The 19,667-nt window shown below is 40.5% G+C and carries 17 protein-coding genes; 15 read left to right on the top strand and 2 right to left on the bottom strand.

Annotation, left to right across the window (positions count from 1 at the left end; translation table 11 throughout):
- Positions 1-262: 262 nt before the first annotated feature.
- The 9 genes from galU (at position 263) to AC4EG4_RS04315 (ending at position 9,898) form a co-directional block, all read left to right on the top strand.
- Positions 263-1,144, top strand: a complete 882-nt coding sequence (galU, locus tag AC4EG4_RS04355) for a UTP--glucose-1-phosphate uridylyltransferase GalU (protein ID WP_490977534.1) — start codon at positions 263-265, stop codon at positions 1,142-1,144.
- A gap of 313 nt (positions 1,145-1,457) precedes the next feature.
- Positions 1,458-2,450 carry a GNAT family N-acetyltransferase gene (locus tag AC4EG4_RS04350; RefSeq protein WP_490977535.1) on the top strand — a complete coding sequence of 331 codons (993 nt, stop codon included), beginning with the start codon at positions 1,458-1,460 and terminating at the stop codon, positions 2,448-2,450.
- 215 nt (positions 2,451-2,665) lie between these two features.
- A complete protein-coding gene (locus tag AC4EG4_RS04345) occupies positions 2,666-3,664 on the top strand; it encodes a GNAT family N-acetyltransferase (RefSeq protein WP_490987005.1) in 999 nt (332 codons plus the stop codon).
- 178 nt (positions 3,665-3,842) lie between these two features.
- Positions 3,843-4,346 carry a VanZ family protein gene (locus AC4EG4_RS04340; protein WP_490987004.1) on the top strand — a complete coding sequence of 168 codons (504 nt, stop codon included), beginning with the start codon at positions 3,843-3,845 and terminating at the stop codon, positions 4,344-4,346.
- A 158-nt stretch (positions 4,347-4,504) separates the two neighbouring features.
- Positions 4,505-4,738 (top strand): hypothetical protein, encoded by a 234-nt coding sequence (locus AC4EG4_RS04335; protein WP_490987003.1) that lies wholly within the window; start codon positions 4,505-4,507, stop codon positions 4,736-4,738.
- A 140-nt stretch (positions 4,739-4,878) separates the two neighbouring features.
- Positions 4,879-5,997: a right-handed parallel beta-helix repeat-containing protein gene (locus AC4EG4_RS04330; protein WP_490987002.1), complete on the top strand. Its 1,119-nt coding sequence runs from the start codon at positions 4,879-4,881 to the stop codon at positions 5,995-5,997.
- A 201-nt stretch (positions 5,998-6,198) separates the two neighbouring features.
- Complete coding sequence (gene galE / locus AC4EG4_RS04325; protein ID WP_490987001.1) at positions 6,199-7,164, top strand: UDP-glucose 4-epimerase GalE; 966 nt, start codon at positions 6,199-6,201, stop codon at positions 7,162-7,164.
- Between the two features lie 265 nt (positions 7,165-7,429).
- Positions 7,430-8,395, top strand: a complete 966-nt coding sequence (locus AC4EG4_RS04320; protein ID WP_490977541.1) for a glycosyltransferase family 2 protein — start codon at positions 7,430-7,432, stop codon at positions 8,393-8,395.
- Between the two features lie 39 nt (positions 8,396-8,434).
- Positions 8,435-9,898 (top strand): lipopolysaccharide biosynthesis protein, encoded by a 1,464-nt coding sequence (locus tag AC4EG4_RS04315; protein ID WP_490987000.1) that lies wholly within the window; start codon positions 8,435-8,437, stop codon positions 9,896-9,898.
- 35 nt (positions 9,899-9,933) lie between these two features.
- Here the strand turns inward: AC4EG4_RS04315 and AC4EG4_RS04310 are convergent, their stop codons facing one another.
- Both AC4EG4_RS04310 and AC4EG4_RS04305 read right to left on the bottom strand, forming a co-directional pair.
- A complete protein-coding gene (locus AC4EG4_RS04310; protein ID WP_490977543.1) occupies positions 9,934-10,914 on the bottom strand; it encodes a peptidoglycan bridge formation glycyltransferase FemA/FemB family protein in 981 nt (326 codons plus the stop codon).
- 90 nt (positions 10,915-11,004) lie between these two features.
- Complete coding sequence (locus AC4EG4_RS04305) at positions 11,005-12,009, bottom strand: GNAT family N-acetyltransferase (RefSeq protein WP_490986999.1); 1,005 nt, start codon at positions 12,007-12,009, stop codon at positions 11,005-11,007.
- A 315-nt stretch (positions 12,010-12,324) separates the two neighbouring features.
- On the opposite strand from AC4EG4_RS04305, the gene AC4EG4_RS04300 reads away from it, so the two are divergent.
- From AC4EG4_RS04300 to rfbB, 6 genes are all read left to right on the top strand, one after another.
- The gene (locus AC4EG4_RS04300) at positions 12,325-13,446 is read left to right on the top strand and encodes a right-handed parallel beta-helix repeat-containing protein (protein ID WP_490986998.1); all 1,122 of its coding nucleotides are present in this window, start codon (positions 12,325-12,327) and stop codon (positions 13,444-13,446) included.
- Positions 13,447-13,622: 176 nt separating this feature from the next.
- On the top strand, positions 13,623-14,534 hold the full coding sequence (locus AC4EG4_RS04295) for a glycosyltransferase family 2 protein (protein ID WP_490977546.1): 912 nt from the start codon (positions 13,623-13,625) through the stop codon (positions 14,532-14,534).
- A gap of 499 nt (positions 14,535-15,033) precedes the next feature.
- Positions 15,034-16,512, top strand: coding sequence for a lipopolysaccharide biosynthesis protein (locus AC4EG4_RS04290; protein ID WP_490986997.1), 1,479 nt, complete (start codon positions 15,034-15,036; stop codon positions 16,510-16,512).
- Between the two features lie 26 nt (positions 16,513-16,538).
- Complete coding sequence (locus tag AC4EG4_RS04285) at positions 16,539-17,690, top strand: DegT/DnrJ/EryC1/StrS family aminotransferase (RefSeq protein ID WP_490986996.1); 1,152 nt, start codon at positions 16,539-16,541, stop codon at positions 17,688-17,690.
- A 17-nt stretch (positions 17,691-17,707) separates the two neighbouring features.
- Positions 17,708-18,598, top strand: a complete 891-nt coding sequence (gene rfbA, locus AC4EG4_RS04280) for a glucose-1-phosphate thymidylyltransferase RfbA (protein WP_490977549.1) — start codon at positions 17,708-17,710, stop codon at positions 18,596-18,598.
- Positions 18,599-18,610: 12 nt separating this feature from the next.
- The gene (gene rfbB, locus AC4EG4_RS04275) at positions 18,611-19,627 is read left to right on the top strand and encodes a dTDP-glucose 4,6-dehydratase (RefSeq protein WP_490977550.1); all 1,017 of its coding nucleotides are present in this window, start codon (positions 18,611-18,613) and stop codon (positions 19,625-19,627) included.
- The last annotated feature ends 40 nt before the right edge of the window (positions 19,628-19,667 follow it).

The raw sequence follows: 19,667 nt of genomic DNA, 5'->3' as shown, positions 1-19,667 counted from the left end.
ATATGGCTTTGTAACTATATACAACCTATTATAAATAGGAAATATTGAACATAATTATAGACGTATGATTCATTTACATTCTATCACCTTACTAGAAGTTTGCTTATAATTTTAAATTTCTGTCAATAAAGTCGTTCTATTAGACCATTTCCTTCACTGGAAGATATTTAGCGCTTTAAATTTCTGAAATAACACTTCCAAAGTTTCTTTATTGCAAATAAATGTTAGTATTAATTCATACATATGAAAAGAAGGTGTAGAGATGCAAGTCAAAAAAGCAATCATCCCGGCTGCAGGATTAGGAACACGATTCTTGCCAGCTACTAAAGCAATGCCAAAAGAAATGCTTCCCATTGTTGATAAGCCAACAATCCAATACATAGTGGAAGAGGCCATTGCCTCTGGAATTGAAGACATCATTATTGTGACAGGAAAAGGCAAACGTGCCATCGAAGATCATTTTGATCATGCTTTTGAGTTAGAAGAGACTCTGATGAGAAAAGGCAAAATGGATATGCTGGATTCTGTGCTGGAAACCTCTAATGTGGAGATTCACTACATCCGCCAAAAAGAGCCGCTTGGTCTTGGACACGCCATTTGGTCTGCACGCCGTTTTATTGGCAACGAACCGTTTGCTGTGCTGCTCGGAGATGACATCGTGGAAAACGAAGACCCGTGTCTGGCTCAGTTGATGCGACAAAACGAATTGACTGGAAAAAGCGTCATCGGTGTTCAGCAGGTTCCAGAAGCTGAAACCCATCGTTACGGAATTATCGATCCGGTTTCCATTGATGGCAAGCTGATCAAAGTTAATAAGTTTGTTGAAAAGCCGGAGGCAGGAACAGCACCTTCTAACTATGCCATTATGGGCCGTTATGTGTTGACCCCGGAAATTTTCGAATTTCTGGGTCAGCATCAACTTGGTGCAGGTGGGGAAATTCAATTAACCGATGCCATCCAAATGTTAAACGAAGTACAATCCGTTTATGCCTATGAATTTGAGGGACATCGCTTTGATGTAGGGGAGAAGTTCGGATTTATCGAAACAACCATTGAATTTGCATTAAAACGCCCTGAGTTGAGAACTCAGCTGTTGCAGCTGTTCGAAGAAAAACTGAAAGAATCTTATATCAAAGAAAAGTAAAGTTCATTCGTTGTATATCGTAAAGATTCTTTTGTTATAAGCCTAAACCGCTCTCGCCATTCTGGCGAGAGCGGTTTTTCAATTGGTGAAGTTTTTGAAACTATGCAGTGATAAATTTTAGTCAGTTAGCGAGAGGAGAAAAGACGTAGACACTTGCTCATTCAATTAAAGAAAAGGATGTATTTTTTAATTGTAGGCAATTGTAAACAGTTTTTTGTTTTTTCTGATTCTTTTAGTCTACTCTCTGTGATATACTCTCTATAAAAAGATGGCGCTTTCACAAAAGACTCTTTTCCTTGGGAGGGAATTTGGAATGGTTAACGTACCGGATATTTATTTTTTGCCTGAATGGGGAAAGTATTTCGAAGCACAAGAGCAGCAAGGAAAATGGACTTCATTCGAATTCAAAAATAGTTTAGGCCACGTCAGCTATCAATTTATCTCCAGACCGGTTCCGGTGGATACAGGAGATGCAGTTTATTATGACATCATCACACCTTATGGATTCAGTGGACCCATCATATTGGAATGCCTTGAAGGGCAACGCCAAGAACTGGTAGCACAATACGATCGAGCGTTTCAACAGTATTGTGAGGAGCAAGGCATTGTCACGGAATATGTCAGGTTCAATCCCTGGATTCACAACGTCCTCGATTTTGAACATCTATACAGTTTCCGCAATAATGGCGATATGATTTATATCGATTTGACGGTGACCGATTTCTTTATGGACGAATTTTCACCGAAAACCCGTACTCAAGTGAGAAAAGCACAGAAAAATAATGTTGAAATCGAATTTGATTTCACAGGAGAAACTGCTGATGAGTTTCATCGCTTATACAACATTACGGCAAAAAGGAATAACATCACTAACGATTATTATTTGTTTTCAGAGGAGTTTCTGAGAGATTCGTTTGAGGTTTTCAAAGGAAAGCAATTTTTGCTGAATGCTAAATACGAGGGGAAATACATTTCTTCTTCGCTTATACTTCACTATGGAGATTATATGCATTCTCATCTAACTGGAAATGATCCTGACTATTTTCATCTAGCGGGCAATAGTCTAATTCAATACGAAGCGTGCCATTGGGGAATAAACAACAGCAAGAAAGAATTTCAATTGGGCGGAACGGCTCCATACGAAAATATTCATCGTTTTAAAAAAGGGTTTACCAAAACAAAAGCGTTGGATTTAGTGATCGGAAAAAAAATTCGCCTTCAAGAAACCTATGATGAATTGGTAGAGATAAAAAAGAACAGCGACGGCATAAAAATGATGGAATACTTTCCGCTTTACCGAGGATGAATCAATGCAGCCATTTGCTTTTAAGGTTGTCTTCGAAACCGTATGACAGGAAGCAGTTTTTCAGGAAGAAGCATCAAATTTTAATCCAAATAATCCGAATATTAAATATTTTAATTGAGTAAATTATAACGATGTAATAATATGTAAAATATAGAACAATATTTGAGTAGCTGCCTCTACTTTTAAAGGATTTGGCATAAGGAGGAAGATTCAGGGTGGATGATATTTATTTTGAACCAAATTATGGGCGGTTGTATGAACCAATTGAAAAAGGCGTATGTGAGGTGTTTGAGCTTAACCATCCGTTGGGACGAGTCACCCATCTTTTTATCAAACGTCTTATCCCGATGTCCATCGATGGTGTTTGCTATTTTGATATCAGCACACCTTACGGCTATGGGGGCCCGCGCATCATTAATTGCCAAGCAGCAGACAAATGCCAGTTGGTGCAGGCATTTCACGATGCATTTGAAGAATACTGCCAAAAAGAACATATTGTCTATGAATTTGTGCGATTTCATCCTTTGCATAACAATGCTCAGGATTTCAGAAGTTGCTATGAATTGACGTTCCGTCGTTTTACGACAGGCACCAACTTAAAAGATTACGACAACCCTGTGAAATCGGAGTTTTCGAAGTCAAAGCAAAAAAGCATCCGCAAAGCTTTAGAAGCTGGTGTAGAATATCGGGTAGTTGAAAAACCTTCCAGTTTAGAGGAATTCAAGCGTATTTACTATTCAACCATGAACCGAAAAAACGCAGCTTCTGTCTATTATTTTAATGACGAATATTTTGAATCACTTTTGGATTCCTTCGGGGAGCGTATTTTATTAGTGGAAGTCCTTTATGAAGGACAAGTCATCGGAATGGGATTAAACCTTCTTTATGGAAAGACCATTCATATTCACTTGTCTGGAACTTTGGCTGAATACCATCATTTATCGGCATCTTTCGTCATGCGCTACGCACTTGTAGAGTGGGGTAAAGCACACGGAGTGGATTTGATTCATGAAGGGGGGGGCGTGACAGGAAAGATAGATGATCCGTTGTATCTTTTTAAAAAGCAGTTCGGCAGAAATACAGAATTTGAGTTTTATGTGAGCCGCAAAATTTGGAATCGAAAAGTTTACAATAGTTTGTCTCAGGCGGCTGGTATTGAAGAAGAACTTAGTCCTTTGCCTTCTTATCGGACAAAAGCTGCAGCCCGAGAATAAATAAACTCCAATAATTGCAAACTCTAGAGCCAGTCTGCAGATCTATGCAGGCTTTTTGTTTTGAATGCTTGAGGCTTGCTGTCAAGAGAAGGTCAAATAACGGCTTTCGCTTTTGGGGCTGGATGCTATAATGGGGTTTATGAATAAAACCTGATTCCAACTGTAAAGGATTTGAAAAATGACCGTATACAAAAGTATTTCATGGGGAGCAGCTATTGCTTGGATGGCTGTTATTTTTTATCTTTCCCATCAACCAGGCTCTGATTCAAGCAGCTTGAGTTCGGGTGTTGTAGCGGCACTATTAAATCTGATTGACCAAGTAGCGCCGACTCTTGAATTGAATGTAGAAAATTTTCATACCTTCGTTCGAAAAAATGCTCACTTTATGGCTTATTTTCTATTAAGTTTGTTAAGTTTGAACGCCTGGAGGAGCAGCGGTTTCCATGGTTTACGGCTGCTGCTTTTGGGCTTTGGGATGTGTGTGTTATTTGCTGTAACCGATGAAGTTCATCAATTGTTTATAGAAGGGCGCAGCGGTGAAGTTCGAGATGTTTTAATTGATAGTGCAGGCGCAGGTTTAGGAGTTGGGTTGTATGCTGCAGGTGATAAAATGCGGGAGCTGCGCAGGAAAAATACAGAAAAGACGATGAACAAGCGCAATAGTAATAAAAACAGGTTTTAATATGAATCTAAAGGCTTAAGGTTTTTCAATTTTCTGGTCAACTTGAAGCTGGTAAATAACCATCATATGGCGTAAAATAGCATAAATAAGAATACTGGAACTGTTAGGAGTAGAATGATAATGGCGATCGCAAGTGTGCATAAAAAGAGGTGTACTGTATGTGGGCATTAATTGCAGGTGGTTTTGTATTTTTTACGGCCGCTATTGTTTCTTTGGGTAGAGCAAGTTCAAAAAGAGAAGAAGCTGCCAGTGGCCATCGTGAAGAATTACTGGCGCGTGCTAAAGACCAGCCGGCAGATGAATCCACTCCTGAAACACCGCAAACCGAACCAATAGATGAGCCGGAACCACATAGTGAACGAAAAGCATCACATCCAACAGAGCAACTCTGATGGATGTGATGCTTTTTAGTTCATATTTCCCTATTAACGTATGATATTTGAATTTTCAGTTATCAAACTGTTATTTTTGGCCTGCATTCTGTATGATAGGAATTAGGCAAGAGCATTTCGTGCCATAGGAGGTGATCGGGATGAAAGGTAAAAATATTGGTACTGCGCTGTTGATACTTTTTGGGATTGCTGGATTTGGCTATTTCTTTTTTATGGTTGAAAAAATGACACAGGGAGACGATACGGAAAGCGCTGTTGAAAGTTATAGTGCTGATCTCGATGATGCTGAAGACAAAACTGAGGAAATTCAAGCAGCGATTGACGAAACGCCAGCTGGAGGAACTTTGGAAATACCGCCAGGCGTTTACAATCTTAGTAAAAATCCAGAACATAAAGCAACTACTGGATATGGAGATAGCTATTTTGCCTTGAAAATTTCAAAACCGATTACAATTTTGATGGAGGAAGTTGTATTCCAAACAGATACAGACGATGATTATGGCGTGTTTTGGGTCAATGAAACAGAAGATGTCCATCTGAAAGGTGGCGTATTGATGGGCGAACGATTGCCGGAGGGCGGGTACTTGACTTCCCATATTGCAATTCTGTTTTTGTATACAGACAATAGCTCCATTGAAGGAACCTATATGAAAAATTATTCGCAAGGTGTCCATCTTAATCATTCCGACTACAATCTTGTTCACAAAGTAACTTCGGAATTCAATTTTGGATCGGGCATTATTAATTTCGATTCTAGCCATAACGTCATTGATTCGTGTGTGGTGCGAAATTCTGGTGATGGTCATTTATCTCTGTATGGAGGTGGCGGAGATAACCATGTGGTTAATTGCATAGTTACTGAAGACCGCCCAGACGAGACTCACCAACAAGGAATCACAGTGGAAAGTGAAAAAGGCAGCTTAATCGAAAATAACACAGTTAGTGGATTTTATTATGGCATTGATGTAAAAAATGCGTCAGAATCGAATATTATCGAATCCAACATTGCGTTCAACAACGAATACAATATAGCCGTTCGAGGCGGCGACGGCGGTGAAAATTTGGAACTGCCAAGCTATGACACGCAAATTCTTAACAATATGGTCATCGATCCACGCGGTTCCTCTTCCTACGGGATTTACGTGGGAGCAGGGGATGGCCACGTTGTCATCGGCAACACCTTAAATAATGGCAATTTGATCATTCCGGAAGAAGACCTGGAAACATATGAAAGCCAAAATTATTTCGTACCCGAATAAAAAGGATAAATGCGTTTCTCCTGGAGCTTGCTCCAGGGAGACGTTTTTTTGTGGGAGGTGCGGAAAAGTGACTTTGAGGTGCGGACATTGGTTGTTAAGGTGCGGTTAGCCAGTTTGGCAAAATACCTGTAAGAACATTTAGCGCTAGTGCTATAATTGTCAGTAGTAGTACCTTTATCAGACAGAGGAGGACAACATGTTATGGCTATTTTAGTTTGCGGCGGTTCGGGATATATCGGCAGCCACACGGTAAAAGATTTAGTGGATACATACGAAGTTGTAGTACTGGATAATTTGACGACTGGTTTTGAGCATTTGATCGATAGTCGGGCAATATTTGTCCAAGGAGATTTAGGTGACGCGGCAGTACTGGATAAAATTTTTACCACACACAATATCGACGCAGTCTTCCATTTTGCGGCCAATAGTTTAGTGGGCGAATCAGTGGAACAGCCACTGAAGTATTATCGAAATAACGTGAGCGCCACTTTAATATTGCTTGAAAAAATGGTTGAGCATGGAGTTAAGCGTTTTATCTTTTCTTCAACAGCTGCAACATACGGGATTCCAGACACTAAAGTGATTACAGAAGAAACAGCAACAACTCCAATCAATCCTTATGGCCGTTCAAAACTTATGGTTGAACAGGTACTGGCAGATATTGCGCATGCCTATGATTTCCAATATGTTGTGCTGCGCTATTTTAATGCGGCGGGAGCACACCAATCAGGAGAAATTGGTGAAAACCACGATCCTGAATCGCATTTGATTCCCATCGTTTTGCAGCATCTTCTTGGGCAACGCGAAAAGATTTCAGTATTCGGCAAGGATTACGATACAGCAGATGGCACCTGCGTGAGGGATTATATCCACGTTACGGATTTAGCGCGTGCACATATTCTGTCTTACGAAGGAATGGCCAGTGGGAGCATCGCCAACGAAACATACAACTTAGGCAATGGTGCAGGCTATTCGGTAAATGAAATCATTGAAGCTTGCGAACGGATATCTGGAAAGCAGGCAACGGTTGAATATGCACCAAGACGTGCAGGAGATCCGGCTACTTTAGTTGCATCATCTGAAAAAATCGAAAAAGCATTAGGCTGGAAACCTGTTTATGATTTAAATGCGATTATCTCCAGTGCTTGGGCATGGCATTCAAAATAGCAGCAAGTTGAAAACCCTTGAGCAAAAGAACTGCTCAAGGGGATTTTTTATTGAAATTTGGATAATTTTATAAAAATATCTGATTTAATAATTATTTTCTAAATAATACGAATTATCTATATTTTTGGTTTTATTTTGTGATAGAATGATGAAAAGCTAGAGGATGTGAGCATAAAGTAGTATTTTCAATGGACTTTATCCATTTTATTCCTTTTATAAAGCTGTGTTGGCAAGCTAATCCCCAAATTAAAAAGGAGTGAAAATTATGACAACCAAACCGATGGTTAGTATTGTCTGCACCAGTTACAATCACGGTGATTATCTTGCCGAAGCCATTGAGAGCTTCTTGATGCAGAAAACGAATTTCGATATTGAAATCTTGATTTATGACGATGCCTCAACCGATCATAGTCCCCGAGTGATCAAACAGTATGAAAACCAATTCCCCTCACTAATAAAGCCAATTTACCAAACTGAAAACCAGTATTCGAAAGGAATTCGAGTAGAATTGTTTAACCACAATCGAGCGACTGGAAAATACATAGCAGTTTGTGAAGGTGACGATTATTGGACCGATCCTTATAAACTGCAGAAACAAGTAGACTATATGGAGCAGCACCCAACATGCAGCATGACTGTCCATGCGGCAGACCGCGTTCTTTCGGATAAGAAAAAAATTCTTTCTACGGTAAGGCCAGAGCATGGCAATGCCATTTTTTCGGTCGAACGTGTCATAGAAGGTGGAGGGGATTTGATTGCAACCAATTCAATGGTTTATTCAAAAGAAAAAATCCGCACCTTGGCTCCTTTTTACTTGAATGCCACAGTAGGTGATTATCCGTTAGTCATTTTAGCCGCGCTTCATGGAACCGTAGATTATTTGGATGAGAATATGTCTGCTTACCGGGTTGGGGTCAAAGGGTCTTGGACTGAGCGTGAATTGGCAACTAGTATAAAACGGATTAATCATTATCATGACATGGAAAAGATGTTCGATGAGATTAACGAATATACCCATTTTGCACACAATGATGCCTTGAAAAAAGCAAAAAAAGGGTACCAGTTTTCACTTTTATTGGAGCAGCGAAAGTTTAAAGAAGCAAAGCACGGCGAATACCGAAAAATCTATTTAGAACTCAGCGCAAAAAAACGCATATTGATGGAAATGAAACGTTATTTCCCGAATTTGACGGAAAGCATTCGAAAAGCAAAATGGAGACTGCTGCAGTAACGGCCAAGTTGCGTGGCCTTGGGGATAGGAGGCCATTATATGGAACCACAACCATCATTGAAAAAAAAGACAATTGGCGGTTTGTTGTGGAGCTTTGGTGACTTAATCGGCAATCAAGGCATCCAGTTTCTCATCCAAATTGTGTTGGCGCGGATGCTGCTGCCGGAACATTTCGGTTTGATTGGCATGATTCTCGTCTTCATTGCATTGTCTAATTCACTGGTCGACAGTGGATTTACTCAGGCTTTGATTCGTGAACGCAATGCCAACCAAGTAGACTATTCAACCGTTTTCTATTTTAATCTGTTTATTTCTTTTCTTATTTATGGGGTTCTCTATGTCACTGCTCCAGCAGTTAGCCAGTTTTTTGATGAACCTCAGCTTGTGTCTCTTCTGCGAGTGCTGTCTATTGGAATTGTTATCAACGCATTTGCTGTGATCCCAAAAGCGATGTTTGCCAAAGAAGTAAATTTTAAAGCACAGGCTAAAATTAACTTAAGTGCAAGCATCTTGTCAGGAATTATTGCAATCGCTATGGCGATGACGGGATATGGCGTCTGGAGTCTCGTGTTCCGGCAATTGTCTATGAACACAATTCAGTCGCTGCTATTTGCTGTGTCAAAAAAATGGACTCCTTCCTTAGTGTTCAGCGTCGCCTCATTCAAGCGCCTGTTTGGCTTTGGTTGGAAGCTGCTTGTTTCGGGATTGATTGACACTTTCTATACCAATATTTATTTCCTGATCATCGGCAGGCAGTATTCTGCCGCGCAACTAGGGTATTATACAAATGCCTCTCGTTTTAGTGAAATTGTCTCACAGAATTTGGCGGCAACCATTCTGCGGGTTACTTACCCGGTGCTGAGCCACATTCAAGACGAACAGGAGCGTTTAAAGCAATCTTATAAAAATATTACGAAGTTGGCCGCTTTTCTTATTTTTCCTGTGATGGTCGGAATGGCGGCTGTAGGCGAACCGTTAGTGCTGCTGATTTTTGGTGAGAAGTGGCTGCCGATGGTTCCGTACTTTCAATTGCTGTCGATAGCAGGGATGCTTTACCCGATTTTGGCCATTGATTTGAGCATTCTTCAAGTAAAAGGCCGATCTGATTTGTATCTTCGTTTAGAAGTCATTAACAAACTCTTACTGACAATTTTACTAGCGCTCGCCCTGTGGCTAGAACTGGGAGTCATTGGGTTGATTGCAGCTGCTATCTTGAATACTTATTTGGAGTTTTTCGTAAACAGTTATTTTTCTAAACGGGTAGTGGCATACCCAGCCTCTGAAAAACTACGGGACTTGGTGCCGATTTACTTGTTGTCTTTTTTGATGGGGGCTGTGGTTTGGGCGCTTGGCGAGGTTTTGAAAATGCCAGCTTCTTTCCAGTTGCTGCCGCAAATAGCAATTGGCATTGCTTTTTACATCACAGCTTGTATGATTACAAAAATCACTGAGTTAAAAACGGTTTATGGACTGATTCTGCCTCGGCTTAAAAGATTCAAATAGAAGGAAAACGGCAAGCAGGGAGTTCTGCTCGCCGTTTAGCGGTACGCGGGGAAAAATTCTCCAGCTTCATCGGTTTTTGTGAGTTCCACCAGATGTTGATAAATTTCCTGGTTCCAAATTTTATAGCCGGTATAATACTCAAATTCCGTATTCTTTCCGAATTTTTTTTTGAATAAATAAAGCGAGTCATCGACTGCAGTAGTGACTCCACCTCCGGAATGGATCAATTCGATTCCTTGCTCTGTTGCCCACAACGTGATTGCATAGGTCATAACATAAACCGGATTCAGGTGGCTGTATTCAGCCAAGCTGCCTGATAAATGCGTATGGAGTGTGGGCCCAGAACGGAAATGAAGTTCAGCGGCAATGACTTGGGTCTTGTAAAGAGCTTCCACCAAAATCAAGTTCTCACCAAAATATTCCAAGCAATTGGAGAAGTATGTTTCGTCAAAGAAATACATAGCATCAGCACCAATTCGCTCCATTGTGTTTAAGTAGATAGCCACAAACTCATCCAAATTATTGGGATTGGTTGTTATTCGATAAGAAACACCATCCTTTAAGGCTTTACGAATCTTTTTTCGAGTGGAACTCGAGAATTCTTCTTGAATTGGATCTTCAAAGCCCTTTAAGGTCACTCCGGTGGTATATCGCCTAAAGTGAACGTCGTAACAAGCTGAGAAATCTTTTGCGTTGTCCCGGATTGGGTGGAAACGAACAAATTCGCTTACAATATTCTGTTCGACACAATAAGCTTGAAAAGCCTTTGAAAACTGAGCGACTAATTCTTCTTTATGCTCCTCGTTTGGAAGTTCTGTAATGAGAGGCCCGCCATATCCATATGGCGTTGTTAAGTCATAATATACTTTGCCTTGGTAGAGTTGGGGAATCTGTCTTTTTATGAATAAGTGGTGAATGCTTCCCAATGGACTTGTAAACTCGAAATCTCCGCAACTACCACCTTCAATTTCTTCATAAAGGCGGCAGTAGTTGTTTTCAAAATATAAGTCCTTCAAAAAAACCCTCCTCGTTATAGTTTTTGTTGTAGTAAAAAAAGAAGAAAGCGGCAATTGACCAGCTTTCTTCTTCCTGGTGAATGCCGGCAATTAACTCGATACTTTTTCCAGCATTTTGTGCCGGTAAGCAGGGAACATTTCAGCATTTTTATTTACTAAGTTTTTTTCGCATAAAGCTTCATAGATGGGCATATTCCATATTTTAAAACCGAAATAATGGACAAACTCTGTATGTTTGCCAAATTGCTTTTTAAATAAAAATAGGCTGTCACCAGGATCGCCTGTTCTGCCGCCGCCATCATGAATCAGTGACATGTGATTATCTTTTCCCCAGACAGCAAGTGCGTATTGAAGAATGTAAGCGGGCGATAAATAATGGTATTCCTTCAAGGTTCCTGAGAGGTGAGTATGAATCAAATCACCGTAGAAAAAACTCAGCCCCATCCCAATAATTTTATCTTCATAGACAACTTCAGTCAGTAGAATATGATCTCCCAAAAGACGAAGGCAATCCGAAAAATAGTCATCGTCAAAATAATAAATATCAGCTGCTTTATTGCGGTCCATGGTTGCATAATAAATTTTCTTAAAGTCTTTTAAATCCTTAGGATTGACTGTAACGGAATAAGAAACACCTTCCTTTAAAGATTTACGAATATTTCTTCGGCAGGATTTTGAAAACTCACTTTGTATGGGGTCATCGAAGGATGAAAGGGTGGTTCCGGTTGTGTTTCGCCTATAAGAAACTTTGTAACAGGATTCGAAGTCCTTGGCATTTGCCAAAACCGGATGAAAACGAACGGATTCACTGACAATTCGGTTTCTCAGGCAATAAGCTTGAAAAGACTTTTGATAAAGTTCTATAAGTTTTTCTTTTTTTCCTTCAGCGACATTTGTGATTAAAGGTCCGCCATAGCCATAAGGTGTTACCAAGTCAAAATAGGGGGCATCTTCAAGTTGGATTGGAATTTCTTTTTTGATGAATTGGTGATAAACCGAACCTAAGTCGTGAGTAAATTCAAAAACCTCACACTGGCCACCTTCAATTTTTTCATAAAGCTGTCCGTACTTTTTTTGGAAAAATATGTCCCTCAAATACAAAACCTCATTTCTTTAATAGTATAATGCTTACTTCTAAATATAACTAAATTTTCAATTAAATTATGTTCACTTAAAATTATAACGACTAAAAGAAAAAAATACTAGGAAAAATCAGCTTTTCTTGCAATAGAATCAATAATGAAATAGGCATTAGGATGTAATATTCATGTAAATGGGTAATATTATAAAATAAATAGTTATCTGAAAAGTGTGCATTTTTTGATATATTCACTTATACTAGAATTATTCTCGGCAATAGGTAAAATATTGATTTTTTAAATTGTGATTTGAATAAAGGAGCGGATGCTGATGATTCACAATAAAAATCGGTTGTACCTGTCGCTGTTAGGGGTTCTCGGTTTGACTATGGCTTTTTTCACAGCAGTAAGTTTGTATTTTAACGAAGAACAAACTGGGGAAAAATTACAATTAGGAAAAGGGGGTGATGGAGTGGAAAATGATACCCAAGCGATACAATTAGCTATTGATGAAACGCCGATTGGTGAAACTTTACATATTCCAGCGGGGATTTATAAGTTAGACAAAAATCCGGAACTGAAGGCGAGTACGGGTTATGGAGACAGTTACTTTGCGCTGAAAATATCTAAGCCCATTACAATCGAGATGGATGGAGCAATTTTTCAAACAGAAGCAGATGGCGAATACGGGGTTTTTTGGATTGCCAATACGGCGGATGTCCATTTAAACGGTGGATTTTTGATGGGGGACAAAATTCCAGAAAGTGGATCACTGGTATCCAACATCGCTATTCTCCTTCAAGACAGCCAGGAAAGTTCAGTAGAAAATGTCTACACTAAAAACTATTCACAGGGGATTCATCTTCATCATGCAAACGACAACTTGCTGCGGAATGTCACGAGTGAGTGGAATTTCGGTTCGGGCATCATTAATTTTGCTTCAGATTACAATACGATTGAATCTTGTGTAGTCCGAAATTCTGGAGATGGGCACCTTTCGTTGTTTGGGGGTGGCAGGCACAATTTGGTTACGGGTTGTGTAGTGCAGGAGGATCGGGAAGGTTTTACAGATCAGCAAGGAATTACGGTGGAAAGCGAAAGAGAAAGTGTTATTGAAAGGAATACCGTTAGTGGATTTTATTATGGGATTGATGTTAAAAACGACGCAAAATCCAACGTTATTAGGGGGAACTTGACCTATAACAACGAATTTAATATCGCTGTACGTCCAGGTGATGGAGGAAATAACTTGATGGGACCAAGCTATGATATCAGCATTATTAATAATTTAGCTATAAACCCACGCGATGGTTCTGATCGTGGCATCTATATCAATATAGGAGAAGGGCATATTGTTAAAGGCAATACCGTGCAAGAAAATCAGTTGATTTTGCGTGATGAAGGACTGAGAGTCATTTATCAAAGTGAGAACTTTTTCGTAGAAGATCCGTAACACTTATCGCCTAAAAAATGTGTAAGTTTTCTTGGCTGAAAACTTTATCAAATTAAATATCTCCATGTTTATGTGGAGAAACGATGTTTTGGCAATGAGCTTTGCACAATGCAGTTGAGGGTACCAATTAAAGTTGACGAAGAAAGAATACTTAACTGAAGAGGGGTCTGTAACCTATGGCAAACGAAATTATGGTGAGTGTGGAGTGTACCAGTTACAATCATGGAGATTTTATTGCTGAAGCCTTGGATAGCATGTTGATGCAGCGAACAAACTTTGCTTATGAAATCCTGATTCACGACGATGCTTCAACCGATAACACAGCTGAAATCATTAAACAGTATGAAGAAAAATATCCAGATATTATCAAGCCGATTTATCAAACTGAAAATCAATATTCACAAGGTGTACTAGTGGAAAAGTTTAATTTGGACCGTGCTCAAGGAAAGTATATGGCTATTTGTGAAGGGGACGATTATTGGACAGACCCTTACAAACTTCAGAAGCAAGTGGATTATATGGAGGCACATCCAGAATGCAGCATGTGTGTACATTCGGCCGTGAGAGTATCCGCAGTTACCAAGAAAACCATCTCTTCTATCCGGCCGAGCAATAAAAACAAAATTTACTCGGTGGAAGAAGTGATTGAAGGTGGAGGGGATTTGTTTGCGACCAACTCCATTTTGTACTCGTGTGAAAAAATTCCAGCAATGCCCGAGTTTTTTTTGAATTCGACAATCGGCGACTATCCATTGGTCATCTGGGGCGCGTTGTGTGGAGAGGTTCATTATATTGACCAAAACATGTCGGCGTATCGGGTGGATGTTAAAGGATCGTGGACAACGGTTCAAGTTTCTGACGTCGAAAAAAAACAAAAGCACTTGCAGGAAGTAGCGGAAATGCTCGATGAAATCAATGCCTTTACCGATTACAAATACGATCATGCTATTAATCGGACAAAAAGGCGAGATCGCTTTTATATTTTACTGAAGCAGTTGAAAATAAAAGAAACAATGAAAAGAGGTTACCGCCAGTTCTATGTACAGCCTGAGTTTTTCAAACGGGTTTTTAAGAAAATTACCATATGATCTTTCAGATCGAGGGAGAAAGCGATATCGTAGGCCGGTAGCAAAGGCTCTTCGAAATCGCTTTTTCATGTTGAAGTAAAGAGGACTTCAGTTTAACTTGTTTCATTCAAATAGCGATATATACCTATAGATGCTTGTGCAAAGAATTATTAATCGAATTCAAGAAAAACAGACAGTATCTAACAATTAAATGAGGAATCTTTCTCGGGTTTTATAAGGCAATTTATCCTTTTTGCTGTTTGAAAAAAAGATAGTGGAATAATTTGCATAATAAAAATAAAAAATAATCTAAATTATCTGTTATTTATGACTTGTAGTATGTTAGAATGATAATCAAGAAATATAAATAAGCACAAAGTAGTGTATCTGAAATGGGGGTTTAAATATTTTTATAAATTAAAGATGCATATACCTATTTTTAAAAATAAAACTACCAAGTAGTGAAATTTCTGAATTTTATTGTTGTGCTGAGAAATTTCCCATCGATAGGAGTCGGCAGATGAAACAGGAAAATTCATTGAAGAAAAAAACAATCAGCGGTCTGTTGTGGAGCTTTGGTGACATGATGGGAAATCAGGGCGTTCAGTTTATTATTCAGATCATTCTCGCGCGTTTACTTGTGCCGGAAGATTTCGGGATAATCGGAATGATTCTCGTCTTTGTGGCACTTTCGAACTCGCTTGTTGACAGTGGGTTTACACAGGCCTTAATACGTGATCAAAAAGCCAATCAAACTGATTATTCGACAGTATTCTATTTTAACTTAGCAATTTCCATTGTTATTTATAGTGTGCTGTTTTTGTCGGCGCCAGTGATCAGCCGATTTTTTGAAGAAGCTCAATTAATACCGATCATTCGTGTGTTGGCGGTGGGTGTCATCATAAATGCGTTCTCCATCATTCCAAGGGCCATGTTTACTAAAGAAGTAAACTTCAAAGTGCAAGCGAAAGTCAATATGGCCGCAAGCCTCTTGTCCGGAGGAATTGCCGTTGCGATGGCGGTAATTGGATTTGGTGTTTGGAGCTTGGTAGTCCGTATGTTGGCATTGAACCTGATACAGGCGATGCTTCTAATTTTTTATAGAAGATGGCTTCCTTCACCTGTTTTTAGTACGGATTCGTTCAAGCGATTATTCGGTTTTGGGTGGAAGCTGCTTGTTTCGGGATTGATTGACACGGCCTATAACAATATTTACTACTTGATAATTGGCAAGCAATATTCCGCGAGCTCTTTGGGTTATTACACAAACGCTGCGAAATTCAGTGATGTAGCAACGCAAACATTAACAGCGACAATTCAGCGCGTAACCTATCCGGTATTAAGTGGCATCCAGGATCAAGAAGAAAGGTTGAAACAGAGTTTCAAGAAAGTCATTCGACTCTCAGGATTTCTAATTTTTCCGATTATGGTTGGTTTAGCGGCTGTGGCAGAACCATTGATTTTTTTGATTTTTGGTGAGAAATGGATGACCATGGTCCCTTATTTTCAGTTGCTGTGCATCGCAGGCATGTTATATCCGATACATGCATTAAATTTAAACATTCTTCAAGTAAAAGGGCGATCGGATTTGTTTCTTTATCTGGAAATCGTCAAGACCATCATTCCGACCATTTTAATATTTGCTGTTATCTGGATGGATGGGAGCATCATCGTTTTAGTAGCAACCATTGTTTTGGATTCATATGTTTCCCTTTTTATCAATATTTACTTTTCAGGACGGGAGATTTCTTACAGCGTTAAAGAACAAACTCGGGACCTGTTACCGATTTATGCAATTTCCATAGGGATGGGATTGGTGGTTTATGGTATCGGAAAGCTATTGCCATTCTCAGAACTTTTAACATTAATTCTGCAGATTGGCATTGGAGCTGCAAGTTATATCGCAATAAGCAGGCTGCTGAAAATTAAGGAGTTTGAAATCGTCTATGATTTGCTGGTACCGGTCATAAAAAAGATAAGACCCGCTAAGACGGGATAAACAAGAACGATAGGGGAGGGAATCGAATGGCAAAAGCTTTTGAGCAACCGATTTATGTCACACGTCCTTTGCTGCCAGACATCAACGAAGTCACAGAGCGCTTAAAGGCGGTCTGGGATAGCAAGCAATTGACAAACTTTGGAAAGCAACACGACGAGTTGAGCTGTCAGCTTAAAGCGTACTTAGAGATAGATCATCTTTCCATGTTCTCTAACGGGACGCTGGCTTTGTTGTTGGGCTTAAAGGCATTGGAGCTGACGGGAGAAGTGATTACCACTCCGTTTACATTTCCGGCGACTGTGCAGGCTTTAGACTGGAATAATCTGACACCTGTTTTTTGCGATATCGACCCGGTAAATTTTAATATCGATGCAAACAAAATTGAGAAATTGATCACCGAAAAAACCAGTGCTATTCTCGCTGTTCACGTATTTGGCAATCCTTGTGATGTTGAAAAAATACAAAAGATTGCGGATAAGCATGGATTAAAAGTGATTTATGATGGGGCCCATGCTTTTGGTTCCAAAATAAACGGTGTGCCAATCAGTCGTTTCGGAGATATGACGATGTTCAGTTTCCATGCAACAAAACTTTTTAACACGATTGAAGGAGGAGCCCTGACTTACAGTGATTCCGCGCTCGACAAAAAGTTGGACTTGTTGAGGAACTTCGGAATTGCGGATGCAGAAACAGTAGCGCTGTCCGGGTTGAATGCCAAAATGAACGAAGTCCAAGCAGGTGTGGGCTTGGAAGTCCTGAAAGTGGTCGGCGAGGAACGCCGCAAACGCCATGCAGTTAAAAAAGCATACCAAGAGAACTTGGCAGACATTGAGGGCATCCGCGTGTTAACGACACTTGAAGACCAAGCCAGCAGCTACCAGTACTTTGTTGTTGAAATCGATGAAGCGCTCTTTGGTCAGTCGAGAGACGCTGTTCACAAAGAACTTCAAAGGCACAATGTATTTGCAAGAAAGTATTTTTATCCTTTATGCAGTGATTTTGAGTGGTACAGCGAGCTGCCATCTGCACGTCCGGAACGTTTGCCAAATGCGCAGCAGGCAGTAAAGCAGGTTTTGGCTATGCCTTATTATGGTGATTTGCCGATCAGCACAGTCGCGGAAATCTGTGGAATCATTCGGGAGCTCCATATAACGCAAAAAAGCCTATCTCAACTATAAGAAATGAGGGATTGACAATGAAAGGAATTATTTTAGCGGGCGGAACGGGCACGCGCCTTTACCCGTTGACCAAATCGATTTCAAAACAAATGTTGCCTGTATACGATAAGCCGATGATTTATTATCCATTGTCTGTTTTAATGCTCGCAGGCATTAAAGAAATTCTCATCATTTCAACACCCAGAGATATTTCTGGATTCTTGAGCTTGCTCGGCAATGGCCAAAAGCTTGGCATCAAGCTGGAATACGCGATCCAGGAAGAGCCAAACGGACTGGCAGAAGCGTTTACGATTGGCGAAAGCTTTATTGGAGACTCACCGGTCGCATTGGTGCTTGGTGACAATGTTTTTTACGGCTCAGATTTTGGGAACCGGCTGAAGGAATCAGCTGAGCTGACAAAAGGCAGCATCATTTTCGGGTGTCATGTGGCAGATCCGAGAGCGTACGGGGTTGTGGAAGTGGACGATGAATTGAATGTCATTTCCATAGAAGAAAAACCAGAGAATCCCAAGTCTTCTTATGCTATCCCGGGCCTGTATTTCTTTGATAACAGGGTTGTTGAAATTGCGAAAGGGGTGTCCCCTTCGGCACGCGGGGAAAAAGAAATCACTTCTGTTGTTGATGAGTACATGAAGCGGGGCGAGTTGCAGGTCAACATTATGGGCCGTGGGCTTGCTTGGCTGGATACCGGAACGCATGAAGCTTTATTGGAGGCATCTAATTTCGTGGAAGCCATCCAGAAACGGCAAGGATTGTATGTCGCTTGCCTCGAAGAAATTGCTTACCGAAGAGGCTATATTAATCAAACGCAGTTGATTGAACTAGCCCAACCTTTGAAAAAAACGGACTATGGTCAATATTTGCTGGACATTGCGTCTGAAAAACTTTTACTACCCAACAACTCATAAAGGGGCGTCTCTATGGAAAACTTACTTGTAACTGGTGGAGCGGGTTTTATTGGAGGCAATTTTGTTCAGTACATGGCAGCAAAGTACCCACAGTATCATATTTACAACTTGGATCTGCTGACTTATGCAGGGGATCTGACAAAACATCAAGAAATTGAAAATGATGCGAACTACAGCTTTGTCCAGATAGACATCGCCGATCGCCAAGCGGTCAATGAGCTATTTGAGCAGGTTGATTTCTCGTACATCGTCCACTTTGCGGCAGAAAGCCATGTAGACCGATCAATCACAGACCCGGAGGTTTTCGTCCGGACGAATGTACTGGGGACACAAGTGCTATTGGACGCTGCGAAGCGCTCGACTATCAAAAAGTTTGTTCATGTCTCGACTGACGAAGTGTACGGCGAACTGGATTTTGATCCAGCCACTTTCTTTACAGAAGAGACACCGTTGCAGCCCAACAGTCCGTATAGCGCCAGTAAAGCATCCTCGGATCTTTTGGTGAAAGCTTATTACGAAACATATGGCCTGCCAGTCAATATCACTCGCTGCTCCAATAACTACGGACCCTACCATTTTCCGGAAAAGTTAATTCCGCTGACGATTTCGAGAGTTTTAAATGGCCGAAAGGTTCCGGTTTACGGTGATGGCAAAAACATTCGTGACTGGCTGCATGTTCAGGACCATTGCTCAGCAATCGATTTGGTCATGCACAAGGGCGAACTTGGTGAAGTATTCAATATTGGCGGCCACAATGAACGGACCAATCTTGAGGTGGTGCAAACCATCATTCAAGCGTTAGGCAAGTCGGAAGAGCTAATCGATTTTGTCGAAGACCGTTTGGGCCATGACAAGCGCTATGCTATCGATCCGACAAAAATTGAGCGATTGGGCTGGCGGCCAGTATATGATTTCGAATCAGGCATTGCGCAGACCGTCGATTGGTTTCTTGAAAACAAGGAATGGTGGGAGCGAATCATCAGTGGCGAATACCAGCAGTATTTCGACAAGCAGTACGTGCGGAAATAAAGAGACACACTTTACTTGGCCTATCGTGTAAACTCGGTGT

This window comes from Planococcus sp. TJ-201 (genome assembly GCF_058268495.1).
This window is presented reverse-complemented; position numbering and strand designations above follow the sequence as displayed.

Coding starts and splice junctions, on each gene's coding strand:
- AC4EG4_RS04315 (WP_490987000.1), top strand. CDS start 8,435: ATGGAACCACAACCATCATTGAAAAAAAAGACAATTGGCGGTTTGTTG.
- galE (WP_490987001.1), top strand. CDS start 6,199: ATGGCTATTTTAGTTTGCGGCGGTTCGGGATATATCGGCAGCCACACG.
- AC4EG4_RS04350 (WP_490977535.1), top strand. CDS start 1,458: ATGGTTAACGTACCGGATATTTATTTTTTGCCTGAATGGGGAAAGTAT.
- AC4EG4_RS04320 (WP_490977541.1), top strand. CDS start 7,430: ATGACAACCAAACCGATGGTTAGTATTGTCTGCACCAGTTACAATCAC.
- rfbB (WP_490977550.1), top strand. CDS start 18,611: ATGGAAAACTTACTTGTAACTGGTGGAGCGGGTTTTATTGGAGGCAAT.
- galU (WP_490977534.1), top strand. CDS start 263: ATGCAAGTCAAAAAAGCAATCATCCCGGCTGCAGGATTAGGAACACGA.
- AC4EG4_RS04295 (WP_490977546.1), top strand. CDS start 13,623: ATGGCAAACGAAATTATGGTGAGTGTGGAGTGTACCAGTTACAATCAT.
- AC4EG4_RS04300 (WP_490986998.1), top strand. CDS start 12,325: ATGATTCACAATAAAAATCGGTTGTACCTGTCGCTGTTAGGGGTTCTC.
- AC4EG4_RS04340 (WP_490987004.1), top strand. CDS start 3,843: ATGACCGTATACAAAAGTATTTCATGGGGAGCAGCTATTGCTTGGATG.
- AC4EG4_RS04285 (WP_490986996.1), top strand. CDS start 16,539: ATGGCAAAAGCTTTTGAGCAACCGATTTATGTCACACGTCCTTTGCTG.
- rfbA (WP_490977549.1), top strand. CDS start 17,708: ATGAAAGGAATTATTTTAGCGGGCGGAACGGGCACGCGCCTTTACCCG.
- AC4EG4_RS04330 (WP_490987002.1), top strand. CDS start 4,879: ATGAAAGGTAAAAATATTGGTACTGCGCTGTTGATACTTTTTGGGATT.
- AC4EG4_RS04290 (WP_490986997.1), top strand. CDS start 15,034: ATGAAACAGGAAAATTCATTGAAGAAAAAAACAATCAGCGGTCTGTTG.
- AC4EG4_RS04335 (WP_490987003.1), top strand. CDS start 4,505: ATGTGGGCATTAATTGCAGGTGGTTTTGTATTTTTTACGGCCGCTATT.